The following is a 14320-nucleotide window of genomic DNA, read 5'->3' on the forward strand; positions in this document are numbered from 1 at the left end:
AACGTCAGTTCTTCACTTCGACGCCGCCCATGATCGCATATCCTTGCAGGTATAATTTTTTATCGCGTACCATCGGCGGTACGGTCTTATCTTCGAACCCACCCAGAATGGGTACTCCCTGAGAAATGACTGTCCAGTCGTGAGGAATTTTTAATTCTATTCCTCCCCACATTGCAAAGACATTTAAGGTCGCTTCGTTTTGCAAACCGGCATTACGCAGATCAAGTTCGATACCACCCATCACCGCGGTCAGCTCGCCACCGCGGAAGTCCGGCGTTGAGTTCTGCATTTTTGCGCCGCTCATAATTGCGGAGATATTGCTTTCCGCTTGCTGATTGCCGCTTCCTGTAGTCGGATTGGAATAAGATGTACTGCTATTCATCTTATCCTTGAAAATAATCATCAGACCTGCAGCGATAATAAAAACTGGCCACCAGTCACGCATTCTGAAGTAAACGATACCCAGATGTTGCAGCGTCAGCAGCGCGCCTAAGGCAACGAAACCTGCACCGATAAGACGACCAGAGGTATTCTGACTGCGGGAAATTTTGAGCATGCCAACCAGAATGAATACCATGGGCCAGAATTGGAAAAACTGACGTGTACTGAAAATGTCTAAATTATCTACTAGTGCTAATGCACCGAAAATTAATAACAGAACGCCAAAGAATACCTGGGTTTGCGGTTGTCGCTTACTCATGATGTGAACTCCACAGATGAACGAATAATAAAATTACTGACGTGTCGAAAGCAGACCGGCGACGATACTTTTGATACCAACGGCAATCAAAACAACTGGCCAGCTAGAGGAGAATGTCCAGCCCCACAGATTTTCTACCGATGCGTATATCCAGAAAGCCAGAATCACGGTGCAGCAACCATTCGCAATATTCTGGGGCTGGCGTGAGCTAAGTATTTCAATTAGACCAAAGCATCCCATCAGTGCTGGCATGATGTACCAATAATCAGCCAGATCAGAAACACGCATTTTTTCTGCAAGAAACAGAACGCCTATCGTGACCAGTACGGTACCAAGCAAAAAGTTTTTTCTGTGTCGCGTTTGAGGCTCTTCATGTTGTCGGCTCATCTCAGCTCCTTGATCAATATTTCTTTAGACAGAGTAAAGATAAACCGTATAACGATGCTTCTCGCATATTTATCGGTGAATAGCGCTGCTTTGTCGGTGAACGACGATCTTCAGATTTTATATCGTCAATAGCAGGCAGAGTAGAGAGGGCGCAGTATCTATCGTTGATGCTTAGCGCAATACCTGAGTCATTGCCGTTCATTGGTTGCCATACGCAGAGCAGCGCCAGAAAGAGAAGGCAAAGTAACGCAGATGGAGCGGGAATACTGAAAGGTGTAGCGACTTAACTGAGCAGTTGGTTGAAGTCGTCGGCTTTTCTGACGACGCGTCGGGATGCGGTGCCGAATATATTGTGGGTTTCCTCGACAACGTATTCGTTCGATCCCCGGGTACAGTACATTAAGCCGCGAAAATTAGTTCCTAAGTAGGCGAAGGGAGCAAGCTTGGTCTTTACCGGAGAATCGTCGCCCAGCAATGCCCGCAGTTTGCGCTCGACATCGTACAGGCTTCTCTCATTGAGCGATACTTTGGCGCCTTTGGGCGTCGGAAAACTGGTCACAAAGGACGGGTTTTGCCCCATGGGATTGGTGAAGGTGATTTTAATTCCTAATTTCAGAAATTTGGAAATCGCGGAAAAATCATTTTCATCATACATAGCAACTCTCCCTGAACCGATGTTCTGTACTTGTTCTTCTCAGAAGTGATATTCAAAGCTTGCCAGAAATCCCCTGTTTTTACAATCTGCACAGAATAAAAAAGCAGCAACCTATGATGTATCTCAGAAGTTATTTCTCTGTCTATATCGTCGGTGCAAGCGACATGTTCATGCGGTCACGCCTGCACAGATAATTTCCATTCTGCATAGCTTTGCGGCACATTTGGATCGGTGACCAGGATCCCGCGCAGGCTTTGTTTGATGGCGTCGATCATGTCCTCACAGCCAGGCGCTGACGGCGTTATCAGATGCCAGTGAAGGGGAATCTTTGTTAGCCTCAGACTTTCATGCGCGCCGTTCAGCTTTTTGGCGTTGGTGATCAGTTGATCCTGTCCGGTCTGTTGTTTGCTGGCGAATACAATCAGGTTGTAGCTGTCGTAGGATTTCAGCCAACGTAACTGATGGGAAAACTGGGTGTACAGCATTTCCAGCATTGGCGATAGCGTGCTTGGCTTTCCCCATACATTGGCAATGAGTACACCGCACGCATGTAAATTCCGGTAACAGTGTGCGTAAAATGCGGCGTTATTCAAGGCTGGTACCAGGCCTTCGGTGTCGTAGGCATCCAGAAAAATCACATCGGCCTGTTCGGTTTGCTGCGGTAACCATTCAGCCGCATCCGCATGAATCACCGTCAGGCGCTCATCATCGGGCGGCACAAAAAATTGTTCCCGCATCGCGATCACGTCGGCGTTGATTTCGATAGCAGTAATGCGGCAATCCGGCAGATGGTGGTAGCAGTATTTGACCAGTGAGCCGCCGCCAAGACCGATCAGAATAATATGTTTCGGTGCCGGATTGAACAGCAGAAACCCCATCATGATTCGGGAATAAGCACAGAGTAAGCGATGCGGTTCATTCAGCTTCATCGCGCTTTGCATACACGTCGGTGTCAGATACATCATGCGCAGACCGTCATCATCGAGAATAAACGGTTTACCTTGATGCTGATCTGAAAGTGCTTGCAAACGCTTGCGATGGATCACTTCATCCGCCGGTGGCTTATTCAGAAAAAGGCGGGACAAGCTCTGACGAGGCTTCGACATGATTATCCTGAAACTCTCTGTATTAGTTCGTCGTTGTCGCTGCCGACAAGGCTGCATTCAACTGTGTAATCTTTTCTATGAGCGCCGCGTTTTCGGCTTGGAGTGCTTTAATCCTTTGCTGAAGAATGACAGATTCGCTGACTTGATCCATCGCTCCGTTAGCGGTATCAGGCGGATTTTCCATCTCTTGAGATTCAGGAACCTTGTTCATTTTTGCCGGCGATTTTTGCTCGCGTATTTTTTCGCGGACCTGTTTGGCGGCTTGTTGTAATTCTTTACGTCCCCCGGCGACCGCGGCAGCTTGCTCATCGCTTGGCAGTGTCGCGACGGCAGCCGCAGCGCTGATGGAGATAGTGCCATCGCGCACAGCCTGGACCAGTTCCGGCGCTGCCGCACGCTGAATTTTTTCTATTTGTAAAACAGCGTTGCTGCTGATACCGGCGACCCGCGCGATTTCCTGACGACTTTGCGTAGGTTTAACTACGGGAATAGCGACGTCTGTTTCTTCATTTCCTGATGTGTCGCTTTCATCTTGTGCTTTGATGCGCATAGAAATAATTTCTTTTTTCCGCAGCGCTAACATGCCGCGCTGAAAATCGGAAACGCTGCGGCGAGCCAGATGATTATCGATCATCCATAACTGTACATCTTCGATATCTTTAAAATGATCGTTTTGTATCGTTTTGAACGGAATGTTGTGGCGCTGGCAGATCGCATAACGATTGTGTCCGTCAATCAGAACCTCGCCCCAAAGCACCAGTGCATCGCGGCAGCCTTCGGTGAGTATGCTGCGTTCCAGCGCTGCATATTCGTGTTCAGTCAGAGGGTCAATATAGGCGCGCAGCCCTTCGTGAATAATAATGCTCATAAAACCAGCCTTGCAGTGTTTCGGGAAAGGTCGCATTGTAGCCGAGAAAAAGCATTGATTTCCGCTTGTCGATCGCGAGTTCTGGCGAATGTTTGTGCGGCCTCACGTGTACAATGCGGTCTGAAACAGTTGCCACTCAGATGTGGCTCTGCATCCGGGCAGATGCGCGTTAATCCTGCGGTGATCCTGATCGTGTGCTGACTCACTGCTGACGCTGATGTCTGGCGCTGTACATCAGTGCACTGGGTGACATTCAATAAATATAAATAATATACATCGCGCGATAAGCGCTTTTCCCAAGGGTACCCTTATGATGACCTATGAAGAATATCTGGATGAAGTCACTACGCTGATGACAGAAAAATTTGATCTCACTGATGAAGCTGCGATTAAGCACGTGATGCGCGCGCAGGCGAATGATTTTTTTACGCTGCACGACGATCATCCTGAAATGCGGACGCTGGAACGCGCGGAACAGGACGCTCAGACCATTTACGATCAGCGCAACAAATCACGTCCGCATACGCCGTCGCAACGTACCGGCAAACCGCGTAAGTGAACATGACAGCGATGGCATGAAAACACCAAAAAGACTACAGCCTCTGATCGAAGAGGGGCTGATCGATGAAGTGCTGCGGCAGTTGATGAGTGGCAAAGAAGCCACTGTCTATGTTGTTCGTAGCGGCGAAGATATTCGCTGTGCAAAAGTCTACAAAGAGGCGAGCCAGCGCAGTTTTAAACAGGCGGCCTCTTATCAGGAAGGGCGTAAGGTAAAAAACAGCCGTCAGGCAAGGGCGATGGAAAAAGGCACGCGCTATGGCCGTAAGATGCAGGAAGAAGTCTGGCAAAACGCCGAAGTCGATGCCCTGTATAAGTTAGCTGCCGCCGGTGTGAAAGTCCCAACGCCTTATATTTGTTTTGAAGGCGTGTTGCTGATGGAACTGGTGACGGACGCTGATGGCAATGCCGCTCCAAGGTTGAATGATATTGCCTTGTCGGCTGAGTTGGCATTGCAATATCACGCACAATTATTACATCAGGTGGTGCTGATGCTGTGTGCAGGTGTTATTCATGGTGATTTATCAGAGTTCAATATTCTGGTCGATGGCGATGGCCCTGTCATCATCGATTTGCCGCAGGCGATTGATGCTGCCAGCAATACCGAAGCGGCAGTGATGCTGGAGCGTGACGTGGCGAATCTGGCAGCGTATTTCGGGCAGTTTGCACCGCAGTTGAATGACACCCAATATGGCAAAGAAATCTGGAAGTTGTATGTTGCAGGTCAGCTGACACCAGAAACGCTGTTGACAGGACATGTCGCCGCCGATACGCGTCCGGTGAATGTAGGGGAAGTTATGCGTGAAATTGAGTCGGCCATCCTCGAAGAGCAGGAAAGATTAAGACGCCTGGCTGAAATGTAAAAACAGGCGCTTAGTCTGATTGCAAAGATTCACAATGCTTCCGTACGCCTGACAACGGCGGAATAAATGGAATAAAAAAAATCCCGATAGAAATCGGGATTTTTTTATTTCAAAGGGGTTGCAGGTTGCTGTTATTGGCGTACACGTTTTTTCGCGCCGGTTGCAGGGCTGGCTTTACCTTTGTATGCGGGTCTGCCACCTGCTTGTGGAAATGCAGGTTTATCGCCTTGCAGATTTTTAGTCGGTGGGAAAGGAAATTTCACCGCTGATTTTTTTTCCGGAACTGCGGTCTTTGGGGATGCCTCCGCTGCTGTATTTACCGTATTTACTGCCGCTACTTCCTTTATTTGTACCGGCGTTGTAGATGCAGCAGGCGCGGTGGCTGGGCTTGTTTTCTGTACTTCTGCCTTGGCTGATTTTGCTTCAGCCTGAGCCGTGGTCACTTTTGTCGCTACTGTTTTTTTGGGTGCTTTAGGAGCTGGCGCTTTTGTTGCCGGAACAGCAGTTTTTGCCGGCGTCGCTGGAACGATCTTTGTACTGACCGATTTTGCCGCCACTTTTGCTACCGTTTTAGTTTTGCTGGTCGCTGCCGATGTTTTTTTTGTTTCTGCTGGCGGCAGGCTGACCGTCTTTTTGGTGGCACTGATTTTCACATCCGGCTCAGGTAAAAGTGAAATTTGCTTAGCGCTGGTGCTGCTTTTGATTTTTACTGGAGATACCGTTTTTTTACTGACCGGGCTTGCGTTCAGGGATTTCTCTGCGATGACTGGTAAAGCCTCGGTATTTGTGATTTTCACCGAAATCAGATTATTTTTACCTGCGTTGGCAAGATGCAGAAATGCTTCGCGCGTAGCGCTGGAGATGGTCGCCAGTTCTTTGCCATAGGCGAGCAAGCTGTCGATCTGAGGTTGTCGCTGCGTTTGTGCTAACGCTAATAATTCTTGAGGTCCGCTGCTTGCTAATACCTGACGGGAACTCGCGGTGACTTTCTCCACGGTGTCTTTGATGGTGGCGAAGTTGAGCGCAATCATTTTTTCAAGACCTTGAAAGGCGGTGTTTGAGAATGATTGTAAAAGTTCCAGCTGTTTGCTCAGCTGCTCTTGCGCAACGACGGAAATTTGTGTTTGAATCAAAGGCATGAATCTCTCCTTAAAGGTGGATAAGACGTTTCAAGCGTTAATTTTGATCAGGAACGCCTGGTAAAGTGATTGCACAAATGAATCTTGAAATGATCGGTAAAACTGATCGTTAACAACGCAGCAGGAACAACAGTTTCTGTTTACCTTAGCTTTGCGCATTACCCTTGATCCGGTAGTTCTTTAAAAATGGCGCAATGCCGCAATCCGCATTTTAACCTTGGATGTACGTCCCTGCCATTAAAAATATTGCAGTGCAATAAAACATCTTTTTTACGTTTTATGGAAAATGACATGGCGAATGAATTCGCAACGACAGACAGCCTGAATGATTTACGTGCGCAATTGCGTCAATTTACCGCTGAACGCCAGTGGGAACAGTTTCATACCCCAAAAAATCTGGCGAGCGCCCTGATTGTAGAAGCGGCTGAATTACTGGAACCTTTTCAGTGGCTGAACAATGGCAAGGCCGATGAACTCGGTGCCGAAAAATTACAGGCGGTGCGGCATGAAATGGCCGATGTTATGGCATACCTGATCATGCTGGCAGATCAGTTAAACATCGACCTGATTGCTGCGACGAATGAAAAAATTCAGCTGAATGCGCGGAAGTACCCGAGTGATATCGTTCGTGGAGATGCTCGCAAGTACAACGAGTATGAGTGATCCGATTGCGTCGTCAGGTGCAGTAGGACTTAAGCAACTCTGAAGAAGCTACTCAGTGGATCATTTTCCAGCGTTCTTTTGGCTTTTTCTAAAAATGCCGTGTGCTGAAAATCTTGTATGGAAAATGGGAAACCTTTGGCCGTCAGCCATGCGCAAGCTTCTTCTGTGGTCGTGCAGACATAAAAATCATCACCTGGAACAACACCGGAGTTACGTTGCACAATATCCAGATGAAACCTGCTTGGGCACACGAAAGCGATGCATTGACAGCCATGGGCAATGGCCCAGTCACGCATCGACGTATAAGCTTTTAAAGCGGCGGTGGGAGCCATTTCCCAATATTCGCCTTGCGCCAGACTTGCCCATGCCACGCCGGTCGGAGCGATTGCTTTATAGTCTTCAAACATGGCTCTGACACCCTGTTCATTAAAATTGCCTGCAAAAGCGCGTACAACCACGTTACGTACCTGACTCACTTCCCACTCGCCGTGTATCTTCATTATTTCACCTGTAAAGCCAGCTGGAATTTTAATATTGAATTGAGTTCACAGAACGAAAACAATCGTTAAGTAAGGTAAATGTGAAAAATAAAAACAGCATTTCCCTTATTCCAATCACATTCAAGGTGATTTCAATGTGCTGATGGCATATTTCCGGCTTGCCGATAGAGTTGAGGAATTTTATTTTTACTCAGAATCACCATGACGACACTGGCAAGTGCCAACAACAACCAGTTGAGGCGGGGGCTGTCGAAATGCTGCGAGAGATCGAAAAGTATTCCGCCGGCAAGACTGCCCACCATATTCCCCATGCTTTGATACAGCATTTGTTTCGACATCAGTTTTCCGGTATCGGCACAAGTTTTGTCCGCAAAACGCGCGGTCAGCACGTCTAAGGATGGGCCATAAAATACTTGTCCGAACGAGAGCAATACCGCAGAAACGATAACGGCGGTGGCAGAGTGCGTAAATACAAGCATGAGTAAAAAACTCAGGAAAAGACAGCCATAACCGATTTGTAGAAAACGGAAATGATCTCTGATTCTGATCGCACGTTTAGAAATCGGAATCTGAAAAAAGATGATCACCAGTGCGGATATCCAGAATGGTGTCGATACCGGAATATCTGGTGTGAACTTAGGAATGTGCAGACTGAATCCTATCATCGGCTGTATGGCAAAACACCAGAACATCGCGTTGGACAGATAGAAAAGGATGGGCAATTCGGTCGTTCTTTGTCCAGTTTCAGCGATGTCTTGGCTGGCTGAATTTGTCTGTCGTGTTGATGTCTGTTTTTCCTGTTGCGCCAATGTCGTATGCAAGGCCAGATATTGTTTTTCATGTTCAGAAATTGCCCGCATGGCGATCAACATAAAAATGCCATACGCAATGAAGGTAACGAGGACGATCAGAAATACCAGGCGCAGGCTTTCATGCGGCACCCAGCTAGCCATCAGATAACCGCTGACCAACCCCATCCGTATAGCAAACGCCAGGCGACTGAATAATGCAGACTGATCTAGATCGCGGAGTTTCAGCAGATAATTTTTTAAGCCCGGAAATGACAACCCGCTACCGAAGCCAGCGAGAACAGCAAACAGCGCGAGCGCCCATGCCTGCTGCAGAAATGCCATGCAATACAGCGCAATTCCTTCGAGAAAAATATTCCCGCAAACCATGAGCGGATGATTGACTGCACGTGAAAATCGGCTACCTGCAAATGAACCAATAACGCGACCCAGATTTAATCCGAAAAGGATAGACGCAGCCCAGAAACCAGAAAAATTTTTACCTGTTTCAGAGACGATGAGTGGCGTGTACAAAGCGACGCCGCCGGAAGCAATGGCAACACCGATGTAGATCAAATATGAATTTGACAGCGAGTTAAATTTCTTGTTGTGCATACTAAAAGCCGCAGCTTTGATGAATGGTTTTTTTACCGGGTTGAGGCAGATATCTGCAGAAGTGCGGAATGCGTGGCATCGGTTATTTTGATGCCCGCCAAAGCCGTTATTGTACGCTGCGACTGGCTTGAATATGCCGGATTTCATTGCCAGAAGTCGTCGCGATGATGTCGCTCTCCCGGCCTTTTGTAACGAATTGAAAGGTCGCAGATTCCGGTACCTGCTGTTTCATCACGGGAGACTATCAGAATTTTTATTTCAAAAAGAATTTCCCACTGCCAGACTGTTTCCACACTTTAAGCACAACTTGTCGTGCTGAGGCTGAGCTACATAGTCATTGTGTAGCAATGAATTGTATGACGTTGGATAACCTGAGGAGTCACATGATGTTGAATAAAAAATTGGTTGTTGGAATGATTGCTACTGCTGGTTTTATGCTGAGTGCGGCAGCATCTGCGCAAGTGTATGTTGGCGCGACTGTCGGTAAAGCACATTGGAATGACGATTGCAAAAATGTCGTTTCATGCAGTACCAGTTCAAACACCTACAAGTTATTAGGCGGTTATAACATCGACAAAAACTTTGCAGTTGAAGCGAGTTATTTTTCTCTGGGAACCATTTCTGCAACCGGCAATGTTGGCGGTACGAACGTATCTGCTGATATGAAAGGCAAGGGCTTTGAAGTCTCCGGTTTATATAAATATGAATTCACCCCTGAACTGAGCGGGTTTGCTAAATTGGGTCTGGCGAGTATCAAGGCTGAAGGCAGCGGCGCGGTTGCAGGCGTGGGCGCCTACAACGACAGCACTACATCAACTCAACCTGTCTTTGGTTTTGGTGCGAGCTACAAACTGACGAAAGAGCTTGCCTTACGTGGTGAATTTGAAACCCGCAAAATCAAATTCAGCGGTGACAAAGAGGCTGTCAATAACGTTTCTGTAGGCTTGCAATATTCGTTTTAATTATTGAACCTGACAACTGTGCCGTAATGCACTGCTGTCAGGAAAAAGGGGCGTACATTCTTTGCGATGTTGCTGCCCGTTAGCAGGAAAACTGAAATTATCCTGATCTTTGTTTTGACGTAACTGACCCGCTGTTGTTACATGTACTTACGATTAATACGGCAGTCGGGTCAACTTGATGAACACATGTTTCGTTGAGATATCCATACTTCTGTTTTAATTTTTTAATGGATCCGAGCTATGTCAGATAATCAAACAAATAAACGTATTCATCCGCTTGTTGCAGGTGCGGCGGTATCAGTAATGCTGGTCAGCCTGATTGGTGTTGCTGCGATGACCGGGGTATTACCTAACTCTAATAGCAAGACCGTACCGGACAACGCCAATGCCGTGGCGACGAAAGATGCCGCTGTCAATAACCAGACTTCCTTCTCACCATCAAATGAGCCTGTGCAAAACACAGCTAAACAGGGTTACCGTTCTGGAGGTTACGATAATCCGGGCGCGACAACGACAGCGGAACGTAAGCCGGCTGTTTGCGATAATTGCGGTGTCGTTGAATCGGTGCGTGCGATTGAGCAGCAGGCTTCACAGGGCAGCGGTGTTGGCGCTGTTGCCGGGGCTTTACTTGGTGGTGTCTTGGGTAATCAGGTTGGCGGTGGCGATGGCCGCAAACTGGCAACCGTGGCGGGCGCTGTTGGCGGTGGTTTTGCCGGTAATGCTATCGAGAAACGTACCCGTACCACGACCGTTTATGAGGTGCGAGTGAAAATGGAAAATGGCCATGTACGCACTTTCCATCCTTCGGCTCAACCAGGATGGCAATCCGGTGATCGCGTCAGAATTGTCAATGGTAGTTTGCAGTCGGCATAAGACCATCGATCAGTTGAATTCAGTTTTCATCTCTCAATATACATGCGCTTGCCAGCATAGAAATGCTCTGGCAGGCGCATCAGATATGAGAGATTGCATGGAATTTGACTGCGGAAATTCTCAGTACAAATTTTCAGTATAAATTCCGGCCAGAGATTTGCTGCGCAGATTCACGTCAGCGTAGCAGCAAAAAAATCAACATCGGCTTGTCGTCGCTTTTTTTTGGGGGGGGACTCCTTGGGGCCCCGTTCAATCCGGGCGGCGAAACTCATTCTCTATCCACCGCAAGGCGTTTTTTCTGTCCAGCTTATAGTTCGCAGCAACTTTCACTTTTGCCAGTTCTGCACCATCTGCATCGCAGGCGCTCAGATACGCATACGGATCATCGTCATCCGGCACAATATCCAACATGATTTTATAGTCAGCCTCATCCGTGCTGATCAGCAGATTCTTGTGCAACAACGCGTGTAATTGTTGTTCATGACGGCGGATCACTTCTGACGCAGTTTTGACCAGCGTACCGAACGCGTTGGCATCTAAAGGTTTAGGATTTTTTTTGTCCCGCCCCATCGTCCAGGGGCCAACCAATGCCGGTTCAGGTTCACCATCTTTCAGCATTGCGACTGCCCAGCCTTCATCGTCATCGTTTTTGATGACTTTGGCTGTCCAGCCTTTGTCGCGCCACAGGCGAGCTTCAAAAATCGGTTGGTCTTGTTCTGGCATAGTCTCTTCAATGTCATCGAAGTGATCGCCGGTGTTTAGATGAGTGTGTTGCAAAAGAAATTCTCTGTAAAAGCAAATACAGACGACATCCTACACGCATAGCGGCAACGTGGCAGATCTGATGCCGTTTCTGAGCCGAAAAACCTGAGCAAAGGCGCATGCTATCTCGCCGTGATTTGACGTTTGACGAAGATCAAATCTGAAAAAAACGGGCTTGTTTTTTGGGCAGTTTATTCCTATCTTATGAATGGAATCAGGGTGCGTGTTGCCTGAATCTGCATCAGGTGCATGCGTGTCAGATATGTTTATAAAGACGATTGCAACGGCATGATAAGGAGAGAAAAATGGGTGCACTAACACCGCGTGGTAGTGGTTTCTTTGATGATTTTTTTCGTGATCTGAGTCCGGCTTTTTATGTCAAACCTCTGCACGGTGATCCACTTCCCAGCCCGGCGCAAATCAAGATTGACGTACAGGAAAATGAGGGCGCTTACACTGTGCAGGCGGAAGTACCCGGCGTTCCTAAGGACGATATCCATGTTGCTCTGGACGGCAATGTCGTTACCTTGCGCGCTGAAATTAAGCAAGAAGACAGCAGCCGGAAAGACGACAAAGTGCTGCGTAGCGAACGCTATTTCGGCGAAGTGTCACGGAGTTTTCAATTGCCTGTCGAAATTGATACCGCATCGGCGAGCGCAAAATATGATAACGGCGTGTTGAGTCTGACTTTACCTAAGAAGCGTCCCGCAGGTGGTGTGCAGAAACTCAAAATCGAATAGTTTCGCTAACGGTGGCACGCGTATGTGGCATTACGCTTTTACCAGTAATGGCTAGTTAGCCTGAGTGCCATAAAAGCCTGCACAAATTTGCAGGCTTTTTATTTTTATATGAAATATTCAGCGTAAAAGTGATACTACGTTCAGCAGACTGCTTACTGTCAGTCCGCTTTTCTATTCTTATCGAAACGGTCAACCAGTAACATACCAACGATCATCGCCAGTAAAAATGCAGCGCCTTTGGCGATGCCCGCTCCCAGCAACACAACTGCTGGACCCGGACAAATACCTGCCATGCCCCAGCCTATACCAAACAGCAGGCTGCCACCGACCAGACGCAGATCGATCACCGAGATCGTCGGGAATTGCATGGGCTCTCCCAGCAATGAAAGAGTACGCCGGCGTAACAGCGTGAACGGGATGATGGCGATGCCGATGGCACCGCCCATGACGAAGGCCAGAGAAGGATTCCAGGCGCCGGCCAGATCAAGAAATGCGAGCACCTTTGCCGGGTTGGCCATTCCCGCGACGATCAGACCCAGACCAAATATCAGGCCGCAGAATGCGGCGGTGATCAGTTTTTTCATGTTGTCATCTCTCTCAGAACAGGTGGCGTATGACATACACGGTCAGAAAACCGCTGCTCATAAATGCGACTGTCGCAACGATAGAACGCGGCGACATGCGTGCCAGACCGCAGACACCGTGACCGCTGGTACAACCTGAGCCGAGGCGGGTACCGATGCCGACCAGCAGACCGGCGATCAGCAATGTGAGCCAGCCCGTGTCGAGGGTGATTTCAGGCAGCGCCGAAAATTGGCTATAGGTCAGCGGTGCGGCGATCATTCCCAGCGTGAACAAGGCACGCCATGCCCAGTCGCCACGTACCGGACTGAACAGGCCAGCAACGATACCAGTGATACCGGCAATGCGCCCCAGTCCGGCCATCAGCATGACCGCTGCCAGGCCTATCAGTACGCCGCCGGCTAAGGACGTTATCGGGGTAAATTCATTCCACGCAATCTGCATCACTATTCTTTCCATCTCTGAGGTTCAAACGGAGTCCCTTTATTTATGCGCTTGCTGGCAGCAAAATCGCTGGAAAGGCTTATCTGTATTGAGACTTTATACCTGTCGCTCGCCGCATCAGGAAAATCAGGCAAATTGCTGTTGCAGATAACGGATGATATCGCCCGATTCATACAGCCAGCGGACCTTGCCCTTGTCATCGGTGATTTGCAGACACGGTACTTTCGGGCTGCCGCCCTGTGTCAGTAAAGCCTGACGGTGTTGTGCTGATTTTTGTGCATCGCGAAATTCCACTGTGAGCGATAGTCGCCGCATTTCCTGACGAACCTTGATACAAAACGGGCAGGTCGTGAATTGATACAAGGCCAGTTTCTGGCAGGCTGCATCGACTTTCGCCTGATCTTCCGGAGCGCGGACGATGCCTTGCGGTCTGCTCAGATGTTCTTTGAGCAGCATGAAAGGGCCGAGTATGGCCCGCAATAATCTGAAAAAAAGCTTCATTAGTTCTTTCCGTGACGGTTTGCTGGCATGCAGCAAGAAGAGCGCCATTGTATGTCAGAACGGCAGGTATCTGCTGACGCTTACAGGCTGAAAGAGTGAGTTGGATACTGACTTTTACGGGGAATAGCAGTGTGGAATGCGGTCGATGCAACAAATTTAAGGCAGTGAATCATCCGGCACAGACAAATGCGCTGACACAGCGCCGGTAGTTGCAATGATCTCTTACTACATCGTTTTAATCGACTGTGGGCAGATTAAATGTACTGATCGATACGGTTGCCCAGCGTTTCCGTCGGATGTACGGCAGGTGTCGCATTCTGGTTATCCTGAATATTGGCCGTGGCATTGTTGCTTGCCGCCTCATTGATGGCTTGCGACTGTTCCAATTTCAGACGGGCTATTTTTTGTTCAACTTCAGCAATTTGCAGCCTGAGTTGCAGCATTTGTCGTTGCGAGGCTTCGGTCGTCGCCGTTTTTTCTGCGTCGGTCAACTCTTTTTGTAGTGTTGCAAGTTGTCTTTGCAGTGCGGCGATTTGCGCATGACTGGCTGCGCTGATGGCTGAGGTGCTGCCGACGGCGGTGGCGGCATCGACTGGATTGACAGGCATATATCC

19 protein-coding genes are annotated in these 14320 nt (G+C 48.5%); 6 read left to right on the plus strand and 13 right to left on the minus strand.

All coding sequences use genetic code 11. From position 1 onward, the window contains the following. Positions 1–4: 4 nt before the first annotated feature. From H8K38_RS11730 to H8K38_RS11750, 5 genes are all read right to left on the minus strand, one after another. Positions 5–700 carry a LiaI-LiaF-like domain-containing protein gene (locus H8K38_RS11730; protein WP_186885024.1) on the minus strand — a complete coding sequence of 232 codons (696 nt, stop codon included), beginning with the start codon at positions 698–700 and terminating at the stop codon, positions 5–7. A 33-nt stretch (positions 701–733) separates the two neighbouring features. Continuing rightward, positions 734–1087 carry a hypothetical protein gene (locus tag H8K38_RS11735; protein ID WP_186885025.1) on the minus strand — a complete coding sequence of 118 codons (354 nt, stop codon included), beginning with the start codon at positions 1085–1087 and terminating at the stop codon, positions 734–736. 283 nt (positions 1088–1370) lie between these two features. After that, entirely contained in the window at positions 1371–1742 is a 372-nt protein-coding gene (locus tag H8K38_RS11740; RefSeq protein ID WP_186885026.1) for a hypothetical protein, read from the minus strand. 176 nt (positions 1743–1918) lie between these two features. After that, positions 1919–2848 (minus strand): transferase spermidine synthase, encoded by a 930-nt coding sequence (locus H8K38_RS11745; RefSeq protein ID WP_186885027.1) that lies wholly within the window; start codon positions 2846–2848, stop codon positions 1919–1921. A 22-nt stretch (positions 2849–2870) separates the two neighbouring features. Continuing rightward, on the minus strand, positions 2871–3716 hold the full coding sequence (locus tag H8K38_RS11750) for a hypothetical protein (protein WP_186885028.1): 846 nt from the start codon (positions 3714–3716) through the stop codon (positions 2871–2873). Between the two features lie 313 nt (positions 3717–4029). On the opposite strand from H8K38_RS11750, the gene H8K38_RS11755 reads away from it, so the two are divergent. Continuing rightward, positions 4030–4275, plus strand: a complete 246-nt coding sequence (locus H8K38_RS11755; protein WP_186885280.1) for a hypothetical protein — start codon at positions 4030–4032, stop codon at positions 4273–4275. Positions 4276–4291: 16 nt separating this feature from the next. Then, positions 4292–5137: a PA4780 family RIO1-like protein kinase gene (locus H8K38_RS11760; protein WP_186885029.1), complete on the plus strand. Its 846-nt coding sequence runs from the start codon at positions 4292–4294 to the stop codon at positions 5135–5137. Between the two features lie 131 nt (positions 5138–5268). On the opposite strand, the gene phaP is transcribed toward H8K38_RS11760, so the two are convergent. After that, positions 5269–6276 (minus strand): phasin family protein, encoded by a 1008-nt coding sequence (gene phaP / locus H8K38_RS11765; protein WP_186885030.1) that lies wholly within the window; start codon positions 6274–6276, stop codon positions 5269–5271. 291 nt (positions 6277–6567) lie between these two features. Here phaP and H8K38_RS11770 point away from each other — a divergent pair, with 291 nt between their 5' ends. After that, positions 6568–6939 carry a nucleotide pyrophosphohydrolase gene (locus H8K38_RS11770; RefSeq protein ID WP_186885031.1) on the plus strand — a complete coding sequence of 124 codons (372 nt, stop codon included), beginning with the start codon at positions 6568–6570 and terminating at the stop codon, positions 6937–6939. Positions 6940–6968: 29 nt separating this feature from the next. Here H8K38_RS11770 and H8K38_RS11775 read toward each other — a convergent pair whose 3' ends face one another. Both H8K38_RS11775 and H8K38_RS11780 read right to left on the minus strand, forming a co-directional pair. Next, positions 6969–7439 (minus strand): hypothetical protein, encoded by a 471-nt coding sequence (locus H8K38_RS11775; RefSeq protein WP_186885032.1) that lies wholly within the window; start codon positions 7437–7439, stop codon positions 6969–6971. A 131-nt stretch (positions 7440–7570) separates the two neighbouring features. Continuing rightward, complete coding sequence (locus H8K38_RS11780) at positions 7571–8989, minus strand: MFS transporter (protein ID WP_186885033.1); 1419 nt, start codon at positions 8987–8989, stop codon at positions 7571–7573. Between the two features lie 236 nt (positions 8990–9225). On the opposite strand from H8K38_RS11780, the gene H8K38_RS11785 reads away from it, so the two are divergent. Both H8K38_RS11785 and H8K38_RS11790 read left to right on the plus strand, forming a co-directional pair. Continuing rightward, the gene (locus H8K38_RS11785) at positions 9226–9804 is read left to right on the plus strand and encodes an outer membrane beta-barrel protein (protein WP_186885034.1); all 579 of its coding nucleotides are present in this window, start codon (positions 9226–9228) and stop codon (positions 9802–9804) included. A gap of 240 nt (positions 9805–10044) precedes the next feature. Next, positions 10045–10677: a glycine zipper 2TM domain-containing protein gene (locus H8K38_RS11790; protein ID WP_186885035.1), complete on the plus strand. Its 633-nt coding sequence runs from the start codon at positions 10045–10047 to the stop codon at positions 10675–10677. Between the two features lie 249 nt (positions 10678–10926). Here the strand turns inward: H8K38_RS11790 and H8K38_RS11795 are convergent, their stop codons facing one another. Continuing rightward, positions 10927–11400: a hypothetical protein gene (locus H8K38_RS11795; protein ID WP_186885036.1), complete on the minus strand. Its 474-nt coding sequence runs from the start codon at positions 11398–11400 to the stop codon at positions 10927–10929. A 344-nt stretch (positions 11401–11744) separates the two neighbouring features. Between H8K38_RS11795 and H8K38_RS11800 the strand changes: the two genes are divergently transcribed. Further along, positions 11745–12179 carry an Hsp20/alpha crystallin family protein gene (locus H8K38_RS11800; RefSeq protein WP_186885037.1) on the plus strand — a complete coding sequence of 145 codons (435 nt, stop codon included), beginning with the start codon at positions 11745–11747 and terminating at the stop codon, positions 12177–12179. Positions 12180–12337: 158 nt separating this feature from the next. On the opposite strand, the gene H8K38_RS11805 is transcribed toward H8K38_RS11800, so the two are convergent. The 4 genes from H8K38_RS11805 to H8K38_RS11820 form a co-directional block, all read right to left on the minus strand. Beyond that, complete coding sequence (locus H8K38_RS11805) at positions 12338–12763, minus strand: DUF6691 family protein (protein ID WP_186885038.1); 426 nt, start codon at positions 12761–12763, stop codon at positions 12338–12340. A gap of 13 nt (positions 12764–12776) precedes the next feature. Then, positions 12777–13205, minus strand: coding sequence for a YeeE/YedE family protein (locus H8K38_RS11810; protein WP_186885281.1), 429 nt, complete (start codon positions 13203–13205; stop codon positions 12777–12779). 126 nt (positions 13206–13331) lie between these two features. After that, on the minus strand, positions 13332–13706 hold the full coding sequence (locus H8K38_RS11815; RefSeq protein WP_186885039.1) for a glutathione S-transferase N-terminal domain-containing protein: 375 nt from the start codon (positions 13704–13706) through the stop codon (positions 13332–13334). A 254-nt stretch (positions 13707–13960) separates the two neighbouring features. Then, on the minus strand, positions 13961–14314 hold the full coding sequence (locus H8K38_RS11820) for a FlxA-like family protein (protein WP_186885040.1): 354 nt from the start codon (positions 14312–14314) through the stop codon (positions 13961–13963). Positions 14315–14320 lie beyond the last annotated feature (6 nt).

Source organism: Undibacterium sp. FT79W, from assembly GCF_014284215.1.
Classification (GTDB): domain Bacteria; phylum Pseudomonadota; class Gammaproteobacteria; order Burkholderiales; family Burkholderiaceae_D; genus Undibacterium; species Undibacterium aquatile.

Excerpts from the sequence above, each read along its gene's own strand:
- H8K38_RS11730 (WP_186885024.1), bottom strand. The coding sequence starts at position 700 with ATGAGTAAGCGACAACCGCAAACCCAGGTATTCTTTGGCGTTCTGTTA.
- H8K38_RS11735 (WP_186885025.1), bottom strand. The coding sequence starts at position 1,087 with ATGAGCCGACAACATGAAGAGCCTCAAACGCGACACAGAAAAAACTTT.
- H8K38_RS11740 (WP_186885026.1), bottom strand. The coding sequence starts at position 1,742 with ATGTATGATGAAAATGATTTTTCCGCGATTTCCAAATTTCTGAAATTA.
- H8K38_RS11745 (WP_186885027.1), bottom strand. The coding sequence starts at position 2,848 with ATGTCGAAGCCTCGTCAGAGCTTGTCCCGCCTTTTTCTGAATAAGCCA.
- H8K38_RS11750 (WP_186885028.1), bottom strand. The coding sequence starts at position 3,716 with ATGAGCATTATTATTCACGAAGGGCTGCGCGCCTATATTGACCCTCTG.
- H8K38_RS11755 (WP_186885280.1), top strand. The coding sequence starts at position 4,030 with ATGACCTATGAAGAATATCTGGATGAAGTCACTACGCTGATGACAGAA.
- H8K38_RS11760 (WP_186885029.1), top strand. The coding sequence starts at position 4,292 with ATGAAAACACCAAAAAGACTACAGCCTCTGATCGAAGAGGGGCTGATC.
- phaP (WP_186885030.1), bottom strand. The coding sequence starts at position 6,276 with ATGCCTTTGATTCAAACACAAATTTCCGTCGTTGCGCAAGAGCAGCTG.
- H8K38_RS11770 (WP_186885031.1), top strand. The coding sequence starts at position 6,568 with ATGGCGAATGAATTCGCAACGACAGACAGCCTGAATGATTTACGTGCG.
- H8K38_RS11775 (WP_186885032.1), bottom strand. The coding sequence starts at position 7,439 with ATGAAGATACACGGCGAGTGGGAAGTGAGTCAGGTACGTAACGTGGTT.
- H8K38_RS11780 (WP_186885033.1), bottom strand. The coding sequence starts at position 8,989 with ATGAAATCCGGCATATTCAAGCCAGTCGCAGCGTACAATAACGGCTTT.
- H8K38_RS11785 (WP_186885034.1), top strand. The coding sequence starts at position 9,226 with ATGATGTTGAATAAAAAATTGGTTGTTGGAATGATTGCTACTGCTGGT.
- H8K38_RS11790 (WP_186885035.1), top strand. The coding sequence starts at position 10,045 with ATGTCAGATAATCAAACAAATAAACGTATTCATCCGCTTGTTGCAGGT.
- H8K38_RS11795 (WP_186885036.1), bottom strand. The coding sequence starts at position 11,400 with ATGCCAGAACAAGACCAACCGATTTTTGAAGCTCGCCTGTGGCGCGAC.
- H8K38_RS11800 (WP_186885037.1), top strand. The coding sequence starts at position 11,745 with ATGGGTGCACTAACACCGCGTGGTAGTGGTTTCTTTGATGATTTTTTT.
- H8K38_RS11805 (WP_186885038.1), bottom strand. The coding sequence starts at position 12,763 with ATGAAAAAACTGATCACCGCCGCATTCTGCGGCCTGATATTTGGTCTG.
- H8K38_RS11810 (WP_186885281.1), bottom strand. The coding sequence starts at position 13,205 with ATGCAGATTGCGTGGAATGAATTTACCCCGATAACGTCCTTAGCCGGC.
- H8K38_RS11815 (WP_186885039.1), bottom strand. The coding sequence starts at position 13,706 with ATGAAGCTTTTTTTCAGATTATTGCGGGCCATACTCGGCCCTTTCATG.
- H8K38_RS11820 (WP_186885040.1), bottom strand. The coding sequence starts at position 14,314 with ATGCCTGTCAATCCAGTCGATGCCGCCACCGCCGTCGGCAGCACCTCA.